The sequence below is a fragment of the Azospirillum halopraeferens DSM 3675 genome, assembly GCF_000429625.1.
Lineage (GTDB): Bacteria > Pseudomonadota > Alphaproteobacteria > Azospirillales > Azospirillaceae > Azospirillum > Azospirillum halopraeferens.
In genome coordinates, this window is sequence record NZ_AUCF01000039.1 from 19,989 (window position 1) to 39,610 (window position 19,622).

The 19,622-nt window shown below is 69.5% G+C and carries 18 protein-coding genes and 1 pseudogene; 18 read left to right on the forward strand and 1 reads right to left on the reverse strand.

Translation table 11 applies throughout. The features are described from left to right. Positions 1–248 precede the first annotated feature (248 nt). From G472_RS0123250 to G472_RS0123335, 18 genes and pseudogenes are all read left to right on the forward strand, one after another. On the forward strand, positions 249–3,266 hold the full coding sequence (locus tag G472_RS0123250; RefSeq protein WP_029010288.1) for a hypothetical protein: 3,018 nt from the start codon (positions 249–251) through the stop codon (positions 3,264–3,266). A gap of 138 nt (positions 3,267–3,404) precedes the next feature. Continuing rightward, positions 3,405–3,890, forward strand: coding sequence for a hypothetical protein (locus G472_RS0123255; protein WP_029010289.1), 486 nt, complete (start codon positions 3,405–3,407; stop codon positions 3,888–3,890). A gap of 51 nt (positions 3,891–3,941) precedes the next feature. Further along, positions 3,942–5,450 carry a hypothetical protein gene (locus G472_RS0123260; RefSeq protein ID WP_156927231.1) on the forward strand — a complete coding sequence of 503 codons (1,509 nt, stop codon included), beginning with the start codon at positions 3,942–3,944 and terminating at the stop codon, positions 5,448–5,450. Then, the gene (locus tag G472_RS0123265; RefSeq protein ID WP_029010291.1) at positions 5,447–6,358 is read left to right on the forward strand and encodes a hypothetical protein; all 912 of its coding nucleotides are present in this window, start codon (positions 5,447–5,449) and stop codon (positions 6,356–6,358) included. The genes G472_RS0123260 and G472_RS0123265 overlap by 4 nt, the downstream gene beginning before the upstream one ends. Before the next feature lie 35 nt (positions 6,359–6,393). Beyond that, complete coding sequence (locus tag G472_RS39095) at positions 6,394–7,161, forward strand: M12 family metallopeptidase (protein ID WP_029010292.1); 768 nt, start codon at positions 6,394–6,396, stop codon at positions 7,159–7,161. A gap of 7 nt (positions 7,162–7,168) precedes the next feature. Continuing rightward, positions 7,169–7,411, forward strand: a pseudogene (locus G472_RS38350) (ISKra4-like element ISAzba1 family transposase); the annotation flags it as partial. Between the two features lie 250 nt (positions 7,412–7,661). Continuing rightward, positions 7,662–7,922 carry a type II toxin-antitoxin system VapB family antitoxin gene (locus tag G472_RS0123280; RefSeq protein WP_029010293.1) on the forward strand — a complete coding sequence of 87 codons (261 nt, stop codon included), beginning with the start codon at positions 7,662–7,664 and terminating at the stop codon, positions 7,920–7,922. Then, complete coding sequence (locus tag G472_RS0123285; RefSeq protein ID WP_029010294.1) at positions 7,922–8,254, forward strand: PIN domain-containing protein; 333 nt, start codon at positions 7,922–7,924, stop codon at positions 8,252–8,254. The genes G472_RS0123280 and G472_RS0123285 overlap by 1 nt, the downstream gene beginning before the upstream one ends. 479 nt (positions 8,255–8,733) lie before the next feature. Next, the gene (gene soxC, locus G472_RS0123290) at positions 8,734–10,140 is read left to right on the forward strand and encodes a sulfite dehydrogenase (protein ID WP_084536875.1); all 1,407 of its coding nucleotides are present in this window, start codon (positions 8,734–8,736) and stop codon (positions 10,138–10,140) included. Then, positions 10,124–11,155 (forward strand): c-type cytochrome, encoded by a 1,032-nt coding sequence (locus tag G472_RS0123295; protein ID WP_029010296.1) that lies wholly within the window; start codon positions 10,124–10,126, stop codon positions 11,153–11,155. Before soxC ends, G472_RS0123295 begins: the two co-directional genes overlap by 17 nt. Positions 11,156–11,180: 25 nt before the next feature. Continuing rightward, complete coding sequence (soxY, locus tag G472_RS0123300) at positions 11,181–11,639, forward strand: thiosulfate oxidation carrier protein SoxY (protein ID WP_051341185.1); 459 nt, start codon at positions 11,181–11,183, stop codon at positions 11,637–11,639. Between the two features lie 24 nt (positions 11,640–11,663). Next, entirely contained in the window at positions 11,664–11,975 is a 312-nt protein-coding gene (gene soxZ, locus G472_RS0123305) for a thiosulfate oxidation carrier complex protein SoxZ (RefSeq protein ID WP_029010298.1), read from the forward strand. A gap of 71 nt (positions 11,976–12,046) precedes the next feature. Beyond that, on the forward strand, positions 12,047–12,856 hold the full coding sequence (gene soxA, locus G472_RS0123310) for a sulfur oxidation c-type cytochrome SoxA (RefSeq protein ID WP_029010299.1): 810 nt from the start codon (positions 12,047–12,049) through the stop codon (positions 12,854–12,856). 11 nt (positions 12,857–12,867) lie between these two features. Continuing rightward, positions 12,868–13,503 carry a sulfur oxidation c-type cytochrome SoxX gene (gene soxX / locus G472_RS0123315; RefSeq protein WP_029010300.1) on the forward strand — a complete coding sequence of 212 codons (636 nt, stop codon included), beginning with the start codon at positions 12,868–12,870 and terminating at the stop codon, positions 13,501–13,503. 28 nt (positions 13,504–13,531) lie between these two features. After that, entirely contained in the window at positions 13,532–15,253 is a 1,722-nt protein-coding gene (soxB, locus tag G472_RS0123320; protein WP_029010301.1) for a thiosulfohydrolase SoxB, read from the forward strand. A 45-nt stretch (positions 15,254–15,298) separates the two neighbouring features. Continuing rightward, a complete protein-coding gene (locus G472_RS0123325; protein WP_035693527.1) occupies positions 15,299–15,733 on the forward strand; it encodes a DsrE family protein in 435 nt (144 codons plus the stop codon). A gap of 37 nt (positions 15,734–15,770) precedes the next feature. Continuing rightward, positions 15,771–16,859 (forward strand): YeeE/YedE family protein, encoded by a 1,089-nt coding sequence (locus G472_RS35190; protein WP_245593564.1) that lies wholly within the window; start codon positions 15,771–15,773, stop codon positions 16,857–16,859. Between the two features lie 143 nt (positions 16,860–17,002). Further along, positions 17,003–18,031 carry an MBL fold metallo-hydrolase gene (locus tag G472_RS0123335; protein ID WP_029010303.1) on the forward strand — a complete coding sequence of 343 codons (1,029 nt, stop codon included), beginning with the start codon at positions 17,003–17,005 and terminating at the stop codon, positions 18,029–18,031. Positions 18,032–18,062: 31 nt separating this feature from the next. On the opposite strand, the gene G472_RS0123340 is transcribed toward G472_RS0123335, so the two are convergent. Continuing rightward, positions 18,063–19,571, reverse strand: a complete 1,509-nt coding sequence (locus G472_RS0123340) for an FAD-binding oxidoreductase (protein WP_029010304.1) — start codon at positions 19,569–19,571, stop codon at positions 18,063–18,065. Positions 19,572–19,622 lie beyond the last annotated feature (51 nt).

Here is a 19,622-nt window from a genome sequence, read left to right on the forward strand (position 1 = left end):
TCCGGTCATCTGAAGAAGATGGACACAATCAACACACCATTGCGGGCAGCGATCCATACAACTCATACATTCATATGCGGTCGCCGCGACTCATTTTGTCGATAATGCAGAAAATTGTAACGGCGCGACCTCTGTTCGCATGATCGACTTGCCGGCCCTCCCCTAAGGTGGTATTTCTTTTCATGAGACAGAGTTATCGTATTAGATAACTCCGGTCGTATCAATCAATCCGTTCGTGGAAGATCGCAATGAACTCGCAAAAGTCGTTGTACGACAAGGTTCCGTCCTGGATTGCCACGATCCGGAACGGGTTCGTTCCCTTCTTCAGCCTTGCCTACACGGACGAGGCCGATGCCTTCCGCCAGACCGCCGACCTGCGGCCGCTGGTGTTCGACAAAGGGCGGATCCTGATCGACCGCTTCACCGTGACGCAGCCGCAGTTCAGCAGCAGTTCCGTCGCCTGGGCCCACCAGAGCGATCGCGGCTTCACCGGTGGCAGTCTGTTCTATGCCAGGTCCGGCACCGAGTTGCACGGACACATCAGCATCGGCGACGATTCGGAGACCGCAACCGAGTCCCATGTGTTCGCGACGGCCTTCCCGCTGTCGGAATACACCACGACGCTGACCGCCGCCGGCGCCGGCGCCGGCGCCGGCGCAACGGACGGCCCGATCCTGCGGATCGGCGTGCAGACCGGGCAGGGGCTCGCGCCGCGCATCTCCGTCTTCCTCGACGCGCTCGACGTGACGCACGGCATCACCCAGTCGCTGGAGGCGCGGAGCGGGCGTCCCGTGCTCGACATCCTCCTGCCCGAAACGCCCGACGCGGCGGGCCTGTCCGGCGCCGCCCACATCGTGTTCGACATCGGCCGGGACGGTGCGGTCACCTTCACCGGCACCATCACCGATCTCGGCGCCGACGGCGACGTGACCGTCACCACCTGGACCGGCGAGCGGCGGGAGCCGGCCGCCGTGGAATCGGCCCTGATGGAGGCGGAGACCCCGCCGCTGGCCTTCGTGGATGCGGTGCTCCCCTCCGGCGAGAGCGCGCTGTCGGAAGCCGAGCTGGAATCCCCCGAGGTGCAGAGGGCGATCCTCGCGATCCTCGGCAAGCGGCCCGACGACAACGACGTCTCGAACGCATCGACCTCCTACATGATGGAGAACATGAAGTACGCGATGTGGCAGGACACATCGGATGACGAGGTCACCAGCCGTCGCAAGTGGATGGAGAACTATTTCAAGGAACAGAAGCCGGACATCAAGGACCCGCAGCGGATCGAGACCATCCTGAAGGACGGCGACTGGTACCGCAGCACCATGGCGACCGCGATCCTCGGCAACTCGCTGGCCGACCAGAAACTCGACAGCAAGGTGGTGCCGCGACCGATCGACGACACGCGGCGGGGGACGCTGAAGACCTATGTCCAGACCGCCCTGGGGGCGGACGAGACCTACACCCGCCAGCAAAGCGCCCTGTGGCGCACCGTCTACTTCGACCGGGCGCCGAGCCTGAAAGCCTACGCCGAGGAGGACAAGGCCAAGCTGGCGGCGCGGCCCGCGGGCGCGCCGACTCCGGACGACTGGGACGGCATGACCTGGGCGGAGCGCATCCTCGAATACGCGACCGCGCCGAAGCAGTTCCAGATCATCACCGACAACCTCAGCTCCGGCACGGGCACCGTCGGCGGCGACGTCTCGCAGGAGGAGAAGGCGATCGCCGACGCCAACGCCAAGATCGCGACCTTCGAGGCGAAGCTGGCGCAGTACCGGACGAAGCTGGCGCAGCTCCAGAGCCAGTCGCCACCCGACACCGACATGATCGACATGACGCAGACGATGATCGACTCTCTGGAATCGTCGATCGCGCTCCAGAAGGCGTCGGTCGCGTCGCTCGAGCAGCAGAAGGCCGACCGCGAGAAGAAGGCGCTGCTGACCATGCGCAACGTGTCGAGTCTGCTCTACGCGCTCGACGCCAGCGGAAACCTCTCGCAGACCTACATGGACGGCGTCGGCATGGCCTATCTGGCCAAGTCGCTGGAGAACACCGACATCGGCCGGATCACCGACTACGAGTCGACCCTCACCGACTACATCGAGCGGTTCCTCAACGACGTGGCCAACAACCGCGTCACGGTGTTCGGCCCGATCGATGAGACCGGCGACCTCAACGAACTGCTCAAGGCGGAGGGGCTCACCGCCAAGCAGCTCGCCTCGATGATGGTGCAGAGCCTCGTCAACGCCCGCAGCCCGAACTTCCTCGAGAGCGCCAACAGCGCGACGCAGACGTTCAGCCAGCGTTACCCCAAGCTGACCGGCGTCTTCCGCATCGGCCTGATCGCCGGCTACATCTTCACCTTCATGAAGGTTCTCAACGTCGTTCAGCAAGGGACCGGCAGCGACTCGACGGTCGACAAGGTGATGACCTACGGGACCTTCACGTCCCTGGCGATCGAGACCGTGCGTTCCCTCGCCACCAACGTCAAGAACCTGTTCACGTCCATCTTCAGGCGGGCCGGCGACGGGGGTGCGCAGGCGGCACCGATTCCTCAGGAGCCGGGCGCCTTCGGCCGCTTCTTCCGCTCCATCGGCCAGGCCATCGCACGGGGCGTCATGCGGGTCGTCACCACGGTGCGCGCGGTGGCCGGCGGGATTGCCGAGGCGGTTGCCGCCAACCGCCTGTTCGCCGCCGTCCGCGGCTTCTTCTCGCGCCTCGTGGGCGCGGTCGGCCGGGCGGTCGGCTGGGTCCGCGACCGCGTGGTGGGCGGCATCACCGGTCTTGCCGGCCGGATCGCCGCGTCGCCCCGATGGGCCGCCTTCGCCAGCTTCATGGGCAAGGCGTTCACCGTCATCGCCAAGGGCCTGATGGTGATCGCCAGCATCTGGACCGCGGTGTCCGAGGGCATCAACATGGTCAACGTCTGGAAGACGAGCCAGTCGGGCTGGCAAAAGGCGCTGGCGACCCTGCAGTTCGTGGCCATCGCCCTGTCCACCGTGGCCACCGTGATCGGCGTCTTCTCCTCCGCCGTGGTCTGGAGCGGGGCCGGCGCGATCCTGGCCCTCGTCGCCCTGGGGATCGGCCTGCTGATCAGCTACCTGTGGCCGCCGGAGTCGACGATCCAGAAGATGATCTCGCAGGTCTTCGTCCCCTTCATCGACGGCACCGCCGCACCGGCGGTGGCGAAGACCAAGGAGGTGACGGCGCCGACGACCATGGACGACGCCGAGGAGGATATGGTCGCCGGGGGCGAACTGGCCATGGCCTAGGCGCGGGCCCGGCAACAGCGCGCGCGGGGCCGGGCCGGCGCAGGCCCGCCCGGCCCCGCAATCCCCTGTCATACGGTCGGCACTTGATCACTTCCATCAATTGCCGCCGGTATCACCCGGATCGGCAAGGATCGTGCCATGGAAGCGGACGACAGCCTACACCACGGGACGGAGGCCGCCCTGGCGGCGTTCCGATGGATCAAGGGCCTGGCGATGGCCGGCAACTTCGAGTCTTCCCTGCTCGGCGACGCCGGCCCGCCGCGCCGCCCGACCGTCTACGACACCTCCGTCACCGACCAGGAGGTGCTGCTCGCCGGCGGCACCCCGTCCCCGGTCCCCGGCTTCCGGCTGACCTTGCGCGCCGGGGGACCGAACGGCCACGAGGTCGCCGTGGATGACATCGTCCTCGGCGTGGACGATTACCGGTTCACCTACATGGACGACGTCCTTCATCTCGACCTCCGGGTCGGTGTGCAGACGTTCGGCGCCCGCGCCGGCCTGTACCGGACGGGGTGCATCCGGTTCGCGCCGTCGGGCCGGACCTTCACCGGGCTGGTCAGCCGGACCAGTCCCGAAACCCTCGTCACCTACAAGTGGGACGGCACGGTCGCGCCGGGCGGATGACGGCCGCACCGCGGCAGACCCCCGAGCGGCGTCCGGCATTGGGAGACAGCGATGGCAACTTTGTCCGTGGAGGACCTCCTGACGATGAGCGACGCCGCCGTCGCTCCCGGGGTCCCCACCCGGTTTCTCGAATACCTCAAGGCCGTGCCCGAGGTGCGCCCGGTCTTCTTCGCCGACCTTCCGGCCCCGGCGCCCTTCCCCGCCAACGTCCCGGGCATCCGCCCGCTCGACACCGGCTGGCTGAAGACGATTTCGGTGGCGCTGGTGTGCGCCGCGGCGACCCGGCTGGTGGTGCGCAACTTCAACCGGCTCGTGGACGCCGACCGTGTGAACGCGGTGCTCGACCGTGAGCTGGCCCCGGACAGCCCGGCCGCGATCGCGGCCGGGAATGCCATCTACGACGCCGGGTTCGGTGCCAGCGCGGCAAGTCGCAACGGCACGTCGTTCCAGGCCTACCTCGCCAACGGACCCGCCGGCTGGGGGACCGAACTGGCCAACGCCGTGACCGACAACGCCTACCGGAACCAGATCGACATCAGGTACGGCGAGGCGACCATCGACGACCGGATCCGGCTGGGCCGCCACCTGGAGCTGGTGTCCTACATGGTGGGCCGGCTGAACCCGGCGGAGCGCGACCGTGTGACCCGGTGCTTTGCCGAGTGGTTCCCGCAGGCCACCGGCTTCAAGCCGGTGAGCCGCCTGATCCGGGCCGACTACACCCCCCTCACCGTCTTCGACGCGGTGTCGACCGTGGCGGGCACGCGGCGGTATGTCCCGAACACCGTCATTTCACCGATGGCGGCGCCTCCGCCGCAGAACTACATCTGGGGGGAAGCGTTCACGCGCTTCCTGGACCGCGAGGGCGGCGCCTACCGGACCGGCGTCAGGCCCGACGACTGGGAGATCGTGACGATCTTCTCCTGCTTCGTCCGCGGCACCCCGGTGTGTCTGGCCGACGGCTCGTCGAAGCCGATCGAGGCGGTCGGGGCCGGCGACGGGCTGCTTGCCGCCGACGGCGCCGTGACCGTCCGCGCGTCCGAGGACGGCGAGCGGATCCCGGACGCGCCGCAGACCATCCACGGCTTCAACGAGCTGCCGCCCTTCGTGTCGGCCGGCCACACCTTCCTCACCGCCACGGGGCCGAAGGCCATCGACCCGGAGGCCGCGGCCGCGATCAACCCCGACGTCCCGGTGGAGCGGCTCCGGGTCGGCGACACGCTCCTCCGGCTGGTGTCCGCGCAGCCGTTCGCGATGGAGGCGGTCACCGTCGAGCGCATCACGACCGCCGCGCTCGCCCCCGGGGAGAGCCTGTTCGCCCTTGTGGTGGACGGCCCGCAGAGCTACTTCGCCGGCGGTTTCCTGGTCGCGGCCAACTATCCCTGCGTGACCGAAGGGCGCATCGCGGACGGGATCGAGGCCCTGTCGGCGGCCGAACGCGCCGAGCTGCGCGCCACCCTGCGGCCCGTGATGCCCCTGCTGATGACGGTGCTGCGCGGGTTCGCCGGGCCGCGCCTGACGCGGCTGCTGACCGAGGACACGCAACCGGAGGACCGGCCATGAGCACGGGTTTGACCCTGGACTCCCTGATCGCGCTCGACGACCGTCCGGCGCGGGAGATGGCCTATCGGACCCTCGCCGGCCATCTCCTGTCGGCCCCGGCGCTCCGGCCGCTCTTTCCCTCCCGTGATCCCGTGCACCCGCCGGCCGCCGACGCCGAATGGGTCGATGCGGTGGCCGAGGCTGCCTTGCAGCTCTGGCTGTCCTCGTCCGGCATCGGATGGCTGGCCGACGATCCCGTCTCCCGGAACCCCGCCGCCACGCTCGACGGGCTCCTGGAGCCGGACCGGCCGGGGCACCGGGCGACGGCGGAGGCGCTCTACCGCTGGGCCCTGCCCTCCCACGGCCATGGCGGCGGGACGGTCCTGATGGCCTATGTGGCCGACAGCGCCGGCCGATGGGGGGAGCGGCTGGCGGACCGGCTGACCGGCGCGGAGGCCCGCGCGCGTGCGGCCGCGGCCGGCCCGTCCGGGCAGGCGGAGGAGATCACCCGCATCGCCGGCATCCTGGAATGGCTGGCCCCGGAGCGGGTGCCGGCGGTGATGCAGGCGCTCGCCGGCTCGCCCATGCCGCCCGGCACGGGGTTCCGCTTCCGGCAGGGGCCGCTGCTCGACCACTTCTTCCCGACGGTCGCCGAAGCCATCAACCGCCGCCTGACCGAGGGCACGCTGACGCGTCTGTGCGGCTACACCCTCGCCTCGTCGCTGGGCGGGGAATCCGCCCTGGTCGAACCGGAGGAGCCCGTGGCACGCCTGACCGCGACGGTGCTGCGCGAACGGTTCGCGGAACTGTCGCCCGCGGAGCGGCGGATGCTCGGCGACGCGCTGGTCCGCGCGCTGCCGATCCTGCGCAAGGCGGTGGGAGGGTTCATCGAGCCCACGATCCGCGGTCTGGCGTCGCCGCAAGACTGATGCGGCCGGGAATGTCGTCACGGAGGAGCGTTCGAATGATCGGTGTCCGGTGGCTGAAGGCGCGCGCGGCCCGTTGGCTGGGCGTCGCCATGCTGGCCGTCATGGTGTGCGGGGCACAGGCCGACCCCGCCTTCGCGTTGCGCGTATCGACCGCGTACTGGAAGACCCCGCAGGACAAGATCCTGCACTACTGGATCGACGCCGGCAGCTTCCCCGACGCCGACCAGCTCGCCCTTCTCCGCGCCAATCTGACGAAGGCGACGGACGACTGGGAGAACATCTGCCGGGACTGCGGCATCCGTTTCATCGAGGTGGCCAACCGGAGCGACGCGACCTTCCTCGTCGTCGGCGTCAACGTGCAGCGTGCGTTCCTGGCCGACGGCTTCAACCCGAGCGATCCCAGGGACAAATGGGTCCTGAAGATCGACCGCAGCTACTTCAACCCGCGCAGCCGGTTCGACAAGATCGGCGTCCTGCGCCACGAGCTGGGCCACATCCTGGGGTACCGTCACGAACAGATCGTGGCGCCGGAAGACCGTTTCGTGGCATGCGGGTGGAAGACGGAAAGGAACACCGACGCCGCTTCGGTGATCGCCCTCACCGCCTATGATCCCGAATCCCTGATGCACTATCCCTGCGGGATCGAGGCGGAGAGCGTCCTGTTCGGCTTCTCACCCCTGGACATCGACGGCCACCGCCGCCTGTACGGCCCGAATCCCGTCGCGGTCGCGGTGCCGGACGCCGCCTCCCCCATGACCGGGGCACCGGCTGCCGGCACGCCGCAGCCCGTCTCCGCCGAATGAACCCGGCCGGGCTCCGGAGACCTGCGTCGTCGGGCAGGCCGGCCTGATCGACGACGACGCCGCCGCCCGGCGCGGGGGCGAGACCATCTCCACGGCAACGACCGAAAGCACGGTCCGGCGCCTGCTGCACCGGCGCATGGGCGCCAATCAGCAGATGCGCCGGTCCCCGCGCGGTGCCCACCGGATGTTGACGGTCCGCACCACGGTGATGAACGGGACATTCGCCGCGGATCATACCGACGGCACGTGAAGGGTACCGTCGGTATGACCCTTTCGATCAATGCCAAGGCATTGATCTGCCGGGTTTCACGGCCGGAAAATGATGGAAGTGATCATTTTCCGGCCGTATCACGCCGCCGCCGAACCATACGCCCGCCGCCCCTTCCGCCCTGCGGCGCCAAGGCCCCCCAAGTTTGCGACGAACTCTCTACCGATTGCGGAATTCTGACAAACCGCCCATGTTGTGCAGAAACGCGTCCCGTATTCCGCAGGATTTGCCCGTGTCGATCACCATCAAGAACCGCGAGGCGGACTCCCTGCTGGCCGAGCTGAAGGCGGCCACCGGCAAGGGCGCCTCGCAGCTCGTCCTGGAGCTGCTGCGCCGCGAGGCGCAGCGCCTGCGCGCCCGCCGGGTCCGCAGCGCCGACGACGCCGAAGCTCGCATGGCCCAGTTGCACCGCGAACTCGCCGCCCGGCCGGTCCTCGACCCGCGCGCGCCCGACGACATTCTCGACTACGACGACAGCGGGCTGCCCCGCTGATGGTTGTCGACACTTCGGCCATCATGGCCATCCTGTTCGCCGAGCCCGACGCCGCGCGCTACGCCCGCGCCATTGGCACCGCCGATGTTCGGCTCATCTCGGCCGCCTGGATGGCCGACCACGGCTTCGAGGTCGTGGCGGTCGACGCCGCCCAAGCCGGGCTCGCCCGCGACGCCTTCCTGCGCTTCGGCAAGGGGCGCCACCCCGCCGGCCTGAACTACGGGGATTGCTTCTCCTACGCCCTGGCCAAATCGACCAACGAGCCGCTGCTGTTCAAAGGCAACGACTTTCCGCTGACCGATCTGCCTGCCGCTTTGGAGGCGCTGCAATAAGAGCCGCCGGCAGCCCCGGGGCGCCATGAGCCAAGCCCCCGTCCGCCGTCCCGCGACCGCCCTCCCGGCCCCCCGCTGGCCGTCGGCCTCGCCGGCGTGGCTGCACCGCGTGCACGGCCATCCCGACCCGACGACGTTCGGTGCGACGCCGAGGGTCGGTGCCGCTTCGTCCATGAAGTGGATCCGCACCCCTCATACGGTCGGCAATTGATCACTTCCATCTATTGCCGACCGTAAAACCCGGCAGATCAATGCCTTGGCATTGATCGAGAGGGTAATACCGGCCGGATTGATCGGCGCGCACCGGCGCCAGCCGAGCGAACGATCGTCGCATTCGCCACAAATCCCACACAAACCGCGGGTTTACCCCGGATCGCGTCCGGGTTCCACCCGGTTGTTGGCCTTTGTTCCGCGCACGTATCATCAGCAGACAAGAATATTCGGCAAAGACCGAACACTCAGGGATGGTGATGACACTCATGCGCACAGCCAAGGGGGACAGCCCCCGAGCCGGCCCCCCCGATCCCGCGGCGGATGTGACGTCCGGGCGTCTGCGGCGGGCCCCCGAGAACTTCCTGACCGGAGAGCAGATCCACCTGGTCAGCAAAGGCCGGCGCGAGTTCCTGCGCGCCGGTTTCCTGGCCGCCGGTGCCGCCACGGTCGCCGCCGCGGCCGTCGCCGCCCCGTCCGCCGTTGCGGCGGGGGCCGGCGACCCCGACATCCTGCAAACCACGCCCTGGGGCGGCAGCCTCGGCCGGCCGGTCGCCGCCAACCCCTACGGCCTGCCGTCGCGCCACGAGCGCGCCCTGGCGCGCCGCCAGAGCCCCGGCCTGACCCAGGTCGCCGCGGCCAGCGTGTCGTTCACGCCGCTGCAGGGGCTGTTCGGCATCATCACCCCGTCCGGCCTGCATTTCGAACGGCACCACCAGGGCTGGCACGACATCGACCCGGCCCGGCACCGCTTCATGATCAACGGCGCACGGCCGGAGCTGGTGCGCACGCCCAAGGTCTACACGCTGGACGACCTGATGCGCCTGCCTTCGGTGTCGCGCATGCACTTCATCGAGTGCGGCGCCAACACCGGCATGGAGTGGGGCAACGTCGCGGTCCCCACCGTCCAGTACAGCCACGGCATGCTGTCGTGCAGCGAATTCACCGGCGTGCCCCTGCGCACCCTGCTGGAGGATTGCGGGGCCGACCTGCGGGCCGCCCGGTTCGTGCTGGCGGAGGGCGGCGACGGCTCGTCGATGACCCGCACCATCCCCATCGAGCCGGTGCTGTCCGGCGAGGTGCTGGTGGCCTACGGCCAGAACGGCGAGATGCTGCGGCCGGAGAACGGCTATCCCCTGCGCCTGGTGGTGCCGGGCGTGCAGGGCGTGTCGTGGGTGAAGTGGCTGCGCCGCATCGAGGTGGGCGAACGCCCCTACGCCGCCAAGGACGAGGCGATCCACTACGTCGACCTGATGCCCGACGGGCAGCACCGGCAGTACACCTCGATCCAGGAGTGCAAGTCCGTCATCACCACCCCGTCGGGCGGCCAGGCGCTGCTCGACCGCGGCTTCTTCTCGGTCAGCGGCCTGGCCTGGTCGGGGCGCGGCCGCATCACGCGGGTGGACGTGTCGTTCGACGGCGGCATCAACTGGACCGAGGCGACCCTGCAAACCCCCGTCCTGTCCAAATGCCTGACCCGCTTCAGCGTGCCCTGGGTGTGGGACGGTCGTCCCGCCCTGCTGCAATCGCGCGCCGTCGACGAGACCGGCTACGTCCAGCCCTCTTACGGCCAGTTGCGGCAGGTGCGCGGCACGCGGTCGATCTACCACAACAACGCCATCCAGACCTGGCAGGTCGCCGAAAACGGGGATGTGAGCAATGTCCAGATCCTTTAGGGCACTGCTCCTGGCCGGTGTCCTGTGCGCCGCCCTGCCGGCGGGTGCGGCCGACGGATTCGGCCTCGGCCGCCCCGCCACCCCGGACGAGATCCGCGCCTGGGACATCGACGTGGGGCCCGACTTCGCCGGCCTGCCGCCGGGGTCCGGCACCGTCGACCGCGGCATGGAGATCTGGGAGAGCACCTGCGCCGGTTGCCACGGCACCTTCGGCGAGAGCAACACCGTGTTCTCCCCGCTGATCGGCGGCACCACGGCCGAGGACATGGCGAGCGGCCGCGTCGCCACGCTGCAACGGCCCGACTTCCCCCAGCGCACCACCGTCATGAAGGTGGCGACGGTATCCACCCTGTACGACTACATCCGCCGCGCCATGCCCTGGAACGCGCCCAAGTCGCTGAGCGACGACGACGTGTACGCGGTGCTCGCCTACATGCTGAACCTGGCGGAGATCGTGCCCGACGACTTCGTGCTGAACGAGGCGACGATCCGCGACGTGCAGGCGGTGATGCCCAACCGCAACGGCATGACCACGGCGCACGCCCTGTGGCCGGGGCCGGGATTCGACACCGCCGGCGCCGCGCCGGACACCGCCAACACCCTGTGCATGAAGGACTGCAAGGCGGGCGTGGAGCTGGCCTCCACCTTGCCCGACCACGCGCTGGGCGCCCACGGCAACCTCGCCGCGCAGAACCGGATCATCGGACCGGTCCGCGGCCGGCGCACCGGCCCCGACGAGGAACCGGACGACGACGCCCCCTCGCCCCGCATCCTGGCCGAACAGGCGGGCTGCCTGGCGTGCCACGGCGTCGACACCCGGATCGTCGGCCCCGGCTACCGCGAGATCGCCGAACGCTACCGCGGCCGGGACAGCGTGCCCGCCCTGGTGGCCAAGGTGAAGGACGGCGGCGACGGCGTGTGGGGCGACATCCCCATGCCGCCGCAGCCCGACCTGAACGACGACCAGGCGCGGATCCTGGTCGAATGGATCCTGGCGGGCGCGCCGGGGACGTGAGTCGAACGAGGAGGACATCGAAACCATGATCGAACATCCGATGGAGCGCCGGCAGGTGCTCACCCTGCTGGGGGCGCTGGCGGCGGCGGGAATGGTGTTCCCGCGCATGGCCCTGGCCAACTGGGACAAGGCGGCCTTCGAGGCCCGCACCATGGACGAGGCGCTGAAGGCCCTGGGCGCCGGCACGCCGGCCACCGGCGGCGACGTCCAGATCATCGCGTCGGACATCGCCGAGAACGGCGCGGTGGTGCCGGTGCAGGCGGTCAGCAAGCTGCCCAACACCGAACGCATCGCCATCCTGGTCGAGAAGAACCCGAGCATGCTGGCCGGGTCCTTCGACATCGCCGCGGACACCATCCCGGACGTCACCGCCCGCATCAAGATGGGCCAGACCTCCAACGTCCACGTCCTGGTGAAGGCGGACGGCAAGTTCTACACCGCGTCCAAGGAAATCAAGGTCACGCTGGGCGGCTGCGGCGGCTGAGGCGGAACGGAAAGGAGCACCGACATGGGCAAGCCGATGAAGATCCGCGCCGCCTCGAAGGACGGCGTGACGGAAATCAAGGTCCTGATGAACCACGAGATGGAAACCGGCCAGCGCAAGGACGCCAGCGGCGCCACCATTCCCGCCTGGTTCATCAACCAGGTCACCGCCAAGCTGGGCGACCGCACCGTGCTGCAGGCGCAGTGGGGGCCGTCGATCTCCAAGAACCCGTTCCTGGCCTTCAGGATCAAGGGCGGCAAGGCCGGCGACACGGTCACGGTCACCTGGGTCGACAACACCGGCGACACCCGCACCGACGAGGCGACGGTGACCTGACCGGGGCGCCCGGCCGGCCCCGCCGGCCCGACCGCCGGTTCAACCAGAACAACGACGCTCCGGGAGGAGTCATGCACCAGGCAAGCACAGGGATCGCGGCGTTCCTCGCCGCGGTCGCCGCGGTCACCGTCGCGCACGCCCAGATGGACAACCCGCAGGCGGGCATCGAGGCGTACCGCGAGGCGTTGCAGGACGGCAATCCCGCCGAACTGCACGAGATGGCGGGCGAGGAGTTGTGGACGACGCCGGCCGGTCCGAAGAACGCATCGCTGGAGCAATGCGATCTGGGCCTCGGGCCGGGCGTGGTGAAGGGCGCCTACGCCCGGCTGCCGCGGTATTTCGCCGACACCGACCGCGTCCAGGACCTGGAATCGCGCCTGCTCACCTGCATGGAAACGCTGCAGGGCAAGGACCCCAAGGTCTACATCGACGCCTCCTTCACCGCCCCGCCCAAGGAGGAGATGAACGCGCTGGTCGCCTACCTGTCCGGCCAGTCCCGGGACGTGGCGGTGACCGTGACGCCCGAACACCCCAAGGAACGGGCGATGTACGAGCTGGGCAAGCGGCTGTTCTTCTTCCAGGGCGGGCCGTACGACTTCTCCTGCGCCACCTGTCACGGGCAGGAGGGGACGCGCATCCGCATGCAGGACCTGCCCTACATCCCCGGCCACGAGGGTGCTGCGGCGGGCTGGACGAGCTGGCCGGCCTACCGCGTCAGCAACGGCCAGATGTGGTCCATGCAGTGGCGTCTCAACGACTGCTTCCGCCAGCAACGCTTCCCGGAGCCGATCTACGCCTCCGACGCGACCATCGCGCTGTCCACGTACATCGCGGCCAATTCCAACGGGGCGGTCATGAAGACCCCCGGCATCAAGCGCTGAAGGAGGCGGGCATGAAACACCGTGCGTTGCTCGTTGCCGTCGCCCTCCTGCTGCCGGGCGGCGCGGCCATGGCCCAGTCGGGTCCCTGGGGTCCCGGCGCCGACGACGCCGCCTTCGCGCAGATGCTGAAGACCAGCTTCAAGGGCCGCGGCGTCGCCACGCTGGACCGTCTGAACCAGGACGAGACCCAGGTCTTCTGCTCCGATCCGGAGACGGTCTACGCTCCGGAGTCGGCGGCCCGGCGCGAGGAGATCGAGAAGGTCAACCTGGCGTCCGTCAAGTGGCCCGCCGACGGCGTCTGGCTGGGCGACTGGAAGGAGGGCGAGAAGATCGCCCAGAGCGGGCGCGGCAACACCTGGACCGACAAGCCGGAGCAGGTCAACGGCGGCAACTGCTACAACTGCCATCAGATCTCCGCCGAGGAGATCTCCCACGGCACCATCGGCCCCAGCCTGCACAATTACGGCAAGCTGCGCGGCACGGACGACGCGGTGATGAAGGCGACCTGGGCCAAGATCTACAATTCCAAGTCCAACAACGCCTGTTCCAACATGCCGCGCGCCGGCCACATGGGCATCCTCAGCGAGGAGCAGATGAAGCACCTCATGGCCCTGCTGCTCGACCCCCGCTCGCCCGTCAACCAGTGATCGCCGGCCGGCACGCGAGGCCCGTTCCATGAACCGTCGCGAGTTCCTTCACGTCCTCACCGCCGCCGCCGCCGCCGGCATGGTCCTGCCCTCCGGGCCGGCCCGTGCCGAGGCGGCGGCCGCCGCCTTCTACGACGCACCCGCCTTCGGCAATGTGTCGCTGCTGCACATCACCGACTGCCACGCCCAGCTCAAACCCATCCATTTCCGCGAGCCGAGCGTCAACCTCGGCATCGGGGACATGGCGGGTCGGGCGCCGCATCTGGTCGCCGGGAAGTTCCTGGAGCATTTCGGCGTCAAGCCCGGCACGCCGGAAGCCCACGCCTTCACCAGCGTCGAGTTCGAACGCTGGGCGCCGGTGTACGGCCGGGTCGGCGGCTTCGCCCACCTGGCGACGCTGGTGAAGCGGGTGCGGGCCACCCGCCCCGGTGCCCTGCTGCTGGACGGCGGCGACACCTGGCAGGGGTCGGGCACGGCGCTGTGGACGCAGGGGCAGGACATGGTGGACGCCGCCAAGCTGCTGGGCGTCGACATCATGACCCTGCACTGGGAATGCACCTACGGCCAGGACCGCGTGCAGGAGGTGGCGGAGAAGGACTTCGCCGGCCACATCGAGATTGTCGCGCAGAACATCAAGACCGCCGATTTCGGCGACGACGTGTTCAAACCCTTCACCCTGCGCCGGGTGAACGGGGTGCCGGTGGCGGTGATCGGGCAGGCGTTCCCCTACACGCCCATCGCCAACCCCCGCTACATGGTGGCCGACTGGACCTTCGGCATCCGCGAGGAGGAGATGCAGGCGACCGTCGACGCCGCCCGCGCCGCCGGGGCGGCGGTGGTGGTGGTGCTGTCGCACAACGGCATGGACGTCGACCTGAAGATGGCGTCGCGGGTGTCGGGCATCGACGCCATTTTCGGCGGCCACACCCACGACGGCATGCCCGCCCCGTCGATCGTCACCAACCCCGGCGGCCGCACGCTGGTCACCAACGCCGGCTCCAACGCCAAGTTCCTGGGCGTCCTCGACCTGGAGGTGACGGACGGGCGGGTGCGCGATTTCCGCTACCGGCTGATGCCGGTCTTCGCCAACCTGCTGCCCGCCGACCCGGAGATGGACGCGCTCATCACCCGTGTGCGCGCACCCTACGAGGACAAGCTGGGGGAGGTGCTGGCGGTCAGCGAAGGGCTGCTCTACCGCCGCGGCAACTTCAACGGCAGCTTCGACCAGCTCATCCTGGACGCGCTGATGGCCGAGAAGGACGCGGAGATCGCCTTCTCCCCCGGCTTCCGCTGGGGCACCACGATCCTGCCGGGCCAACCCATCACCATGGAGAACCTGCTGGACCAGACCGCCATCACCTACCCCTATGTGACGCTGACCGCCATGACCGGCGAGCAGATCAAGGCGGTGCTGGAGGACGTCTGCGACAACCTGTTCAACCCCGATCCCTATTACCAGCAGGGCGGCGACATGGTGCGCGTCGGCGGCCTCGCCTACTCCTGCGATCCCACCGCCCCGGCGGGGCGGCGCATCGGCGACCTGACCCTGGGCGACCGGCCGCTGGAGGCCGCGAAGACCTACAAGGTGGCCGGATGGGCCCCGGTGTCGGAGGAGGCGCGCGACGCCGGCGGCGAACCCGTGTGGGAGGTGGTGGCGCGGAACCTGCGCGCCCGCACGTCGCTCGCCGCACCGGCCCTCAACCTGCCGGCCCTCAAGGGCGTCGACGGCAATCCCGGCCTGGACGCCTGACCCACGGCCGGACATCCGGCACCGCCCCCCACGAAGGAGCCCGTCATGAGCGTTTCCCGCCGCATCGCCCGCCTGCTGCTGCCGCTCCTCCTCCTGGCGGGGACGCCGGCGGTGGCGGCGGCGCAGGACAAGGTGGTCTATCACATCGACGACGCCGCCCTGCAGGGCACCAAGGCGCTGCGCAACATCCGCAACCACCTGGACGTCGCCCCCGACACCGAGATCCGCGTGGTCACCCACGCCGACGGCATCGACCTGCTGCTCGACGGCGCGAAGGACGAGAAGAACGCCATCGTCTACGCCCCCCTGATCGCCGACCTCAACGCCCGCGGCGTCCATTTCGAGGTGTGCGAGATCACCATCGAGCGGCGCAACCTCGACAAGGACGCTTTCATCATGGAGGCGGAGTTCACCCGCTCCGGCGTGCTGCGCATCACCCGGCTCCAGTCGGGCGACGGCTACGCATACATCAAACCCTGACGCAGATCCCTGATACAACGGGGAAGGGGACACGCCCGTGACGTTCGACGGCCTCATGGAACTCCTCGGCGAGGAGCATTTCGAAGCCCTCGGCGGGCTGCTGATCGGCGCCCTGTTCGGGGCGCTGGCGCAGCGCTCGCGATTCTGCCTGCGCGCCTCGACGCTGGAGGTCGCCCACGGCCGCCCCGGGGACCGGCTGGCGGTGTGGCTGCTGGCCTTCGCCACCGCGCTCATCGCGACGCAGACGCTGATCCTGCTGGGCCTGTTCGACACCGGCAGCGTGCGCCAGCTCAACAACCCCGGCAGCCTGTCGGGGGCCATCCTCGGCGGGCTGATGTTCGGCTGCGGCATGACGCTGACGCGCGCCTGCGCCAGCCGCATGCTGGTGCTGTCGGCCACGGGGAACCTGCGGGCCCTGCTGTCGGGGCTGGTGTTCGCGGTGGTGGCGCAGGCGGCCACCGGCGGCCTGCTGGCGCCCCTGCGCACCGCCCTCAACGCCCTGTGGACGGTGGACGCCGCCGGGCGCGACCTGCTGGCGCTGAGCGGCATCGGCCACGGCGGGGCGCTGCTGTTCGCCCTGGCGTGGCTGGCGGCGGGCGTCGTGCTTGCCCGGCGCACCGGGCTGCCGGTGGGCAAGGGGCTGGGCGGCGCCGGCGTCGGCCTTGCCGTGGCCGCGGCCTGGTGGTTCACCTGGCGCACCGCCGCCTCGGCGTTCGATCCGGTCACCGTCCACTCCCTCAGCTTCACCGCGCCCTCGGCCGATTTCCTGATGCTGGTGCTGTCGCCGCCGGGAACCCGCTGGACCTTCGACACCGGCCTGATCCCCGGCGTCGTCCTCGGCGCCTTCATCGCCGGGGCGCTGGGCCGCGAGCTGACGCTGGAGGGCTTCAACGACGGCTCGTCCATGCGCCGCTACATCGTCGGCGGCTGCCTGATGGGCTTCGGCAGCGTGATGGCCGGCGGCTGCGCCGTCGGGGCCGGGGTGTCCGGCGCCTCGATCTTCGTGCTCACCGCGTGGCTGGTGCTGTGGTCCATGTGGATCGGCGCGGTGCTGACCGACATCCTGGTCGACCGCCCGACCGCCGGCCCGGCCGGCCCGGCCGGCCGGCCGGTGGCAGCCCATTGATACCGGGTTCGGTACGTCTTGACATCCAAACCCGGTATCGGCCGCGACGGCGGCCGCGGCCCGATAGGGCCGAAGCCTGCGTGGCGTCTGAACGCAGCGGTCAGGATTTTCCTGACCGCGTATGAACCCTTTCAGGAGGTCCCATGATCGTTCCCACCCGGCGCCGCGTCCTCGCCGGTGCGGCAACCGCCACGGTCGCCGCGGTGACGGCCGCCGGCCTGTCCGACCGGCGGGCGATCGGCGCGTTCGCCGCCGAGGTCGGAGCCTTCGTCACGGGGCCGCCGGTCCCCGACCGGCCGATCGTCCGGGTCAGCCCGCACGTCTGGATCGTTCCGGCGCCGGACGGCTTCCCGACGCCGGAAAATCAGGGGATGATGGCCAACATCACCTTCGTGGTCGGCCCCGACGGCGTGATGGTGGTGGATTCCGGCGCCTCGCTGCAGATCGGCGAGATGGCGATCCGCATGCTGCGCACGGTCACCGACACGCCGGTAGTGGGCATCGTCAACACCCACTATCACGGCGACCACTGGCTGGGAAACCACGCCTTCACCAACGCCTTCGGCATGGACCTGCCGCGCTACGCCCACCCGCACACGCGGGCCGCCGTGGCCGGCATCGAAGGCGATTTCTGGCGCTCCGCCATGGTCCGCTGGACCAACGGGGCGACCGCCGGCACCGAGATCGTCCCCCCCGACCGCGACGTCGGCCACGGCGACGTCCTGTCGGCGGGCGGCCTGGAGCTGCGCATCCACCATTACGGCACGGCGCACACGCCCGGCGACGTCGCGGTGGAGGTGGCGGAGGACGGCGTCATGTGCGTCGGCGACATCCTGATGGAGCGCCGCATCGCCAACATGGACGACGGGTCCTACGTCGGCACCTTCCGGACCATGGACGGGCTGCTGGCCAACAGCCGGACGCGCCTCTGGCTGCCCGGCCACGGCACCCCCGGCCCCGACGTGCTGGACTGGCAGCGCTCGCTGTTCGAGGGCATCTACGAGACCTGCGTCGCCACCGTGGAGGCCGGCGGCGACGTCGAGGAGGCCAGGGCCGCCGTGCTGCGCGACCCCCGCGTCGCCGCCTGCGCCGCCGACACCAGGGGATGGGACGCCAACATCGGCAAATACATCAGCCTCGCCTACCTGGAGGCGGAACAGGAGAACTTCTGATCCCGACGGCATCGTTCCGATGCCGTCGGGATCACAGCGGCTTGATGCCCTGGCGGTAGGTGAACAGATCGGATTTGTCGTAGGCGGTCTTCACCTGCCGCAGCCTGGAGTAGTTGTTGCCGTAATAGGCGGTGGACCAGTCCTTCAGCGAGGGGTCGGGGAAGTTCTGGAAGGCGCCCTTCGCCCTGGTGGCTTCGTTGACGGTGGCGTAGAACTGCTCCTGCCAGGCGAGGTTCTCGTCGACCAGCGCCTTCGGGTCCTTGCGGTCCCACCAGTTCACCTCCGAGGAGAACAGCCAGTCGTAGCCGCGGTGGACATAAGCGGTGGCGTCCGCCGGCATGACGTTCACCTTGCCGCCCACCTGGAAGAACTTGAAGGAATTGCCCATGCTGGTGCCCGGCATGAGGCGGGCGAGGCGGACCATGGCGGCGACGGCGTCGGGCGTGATGTCCGCCGCCTTCATGTAGGACGATTTCTCCTGATAGAAGTACGGATAGGTGAACTCGCTGAGGAGATCCTGCGCCGGCCAGTAGGGCATGTCCTTGTTGATCGTCGCCGTGGACGCCGTCTCCAGCACCGGGCCGAGGATCGCCTCCACCGTGGTGTCGCATGTGTGGAGCTGGCCCAGGATGGACACCGTGAGCGCCGGGTTGCCGCTGCCGCGCGGCGGCCGGGTGACGCTGATCTTGCTGCCGAATTCCGGCGGCGCCTCCGCCAGGCGCGTCAGCAGGGTGTGCAGCACCGCTTCCACGTCCGCCGTCCAGGTGACGTCGAAGAACGAGACCGTGTCCACCGGGACGGTTTGCAGGGTGAAGGACGTGTTGATGCCGAAGTTCCCGCCGGCACCGCCGCGGCACGCCCAGAACAGGTCGCTGTCGGCACCGCCGTCCCGCACGTCGCTGCGCAGCTCGCCGTCGGCCGTGACGACGCCGGTGGCGTGCAGCAGGTCCGACGCCATGCCCAGCCAGCGCATGTTGAAGCCGATGCCGCCGCCCAGCAGGAAGCCCGCCGCGCCCACGGTGTCGCACCGCCCGTGGGTGATGGTGCGGTTCAGCCGCTCCAGGGCCTTGTAGACCATGCTGTTGAGGACGCCGCCGCCGATCCGCACCAGACCGTCGCCGCCCGGCAGCAGGGAGATGCTGCTCATCGGCGTCATGTCGATCAGCAGGCCGGGGGTGGTGGAGAAGCCGGCGTAGTTGTGTCCGCCGCTGCGCACGGCGAACGCCGCGCCGTGCTTCTTCACCCAGGCGATGCAGGCCTGCACGTCGGCCTCCCCGGCGCAGCGCGCGATGGCCGTGGGCAGCGTGCCGAAGCGCAGGTTGTTCGGCCGGGCGTAGTCGCCGAAGAACGGATCGTCGGGAAGCACCACCCCGCCCCGCACCGCACCGGCCAGGTCCTTCAGCGCCGAAGCCTCGATCGGGCGGCTGACGGCCTCCGCGGCGGCGGAGAACGGCATGGCGCCGGCAACGGCCGACGCGGCGGCGAAGCGGCCGGCGCCGACCAGGAACGTGCGGCGGCTCGGCTGAATGGAACTGAGCATGGCTTCCCCCCTTCGGTTTAATCCGAACGCCTATACAGACGCAATCGAGGA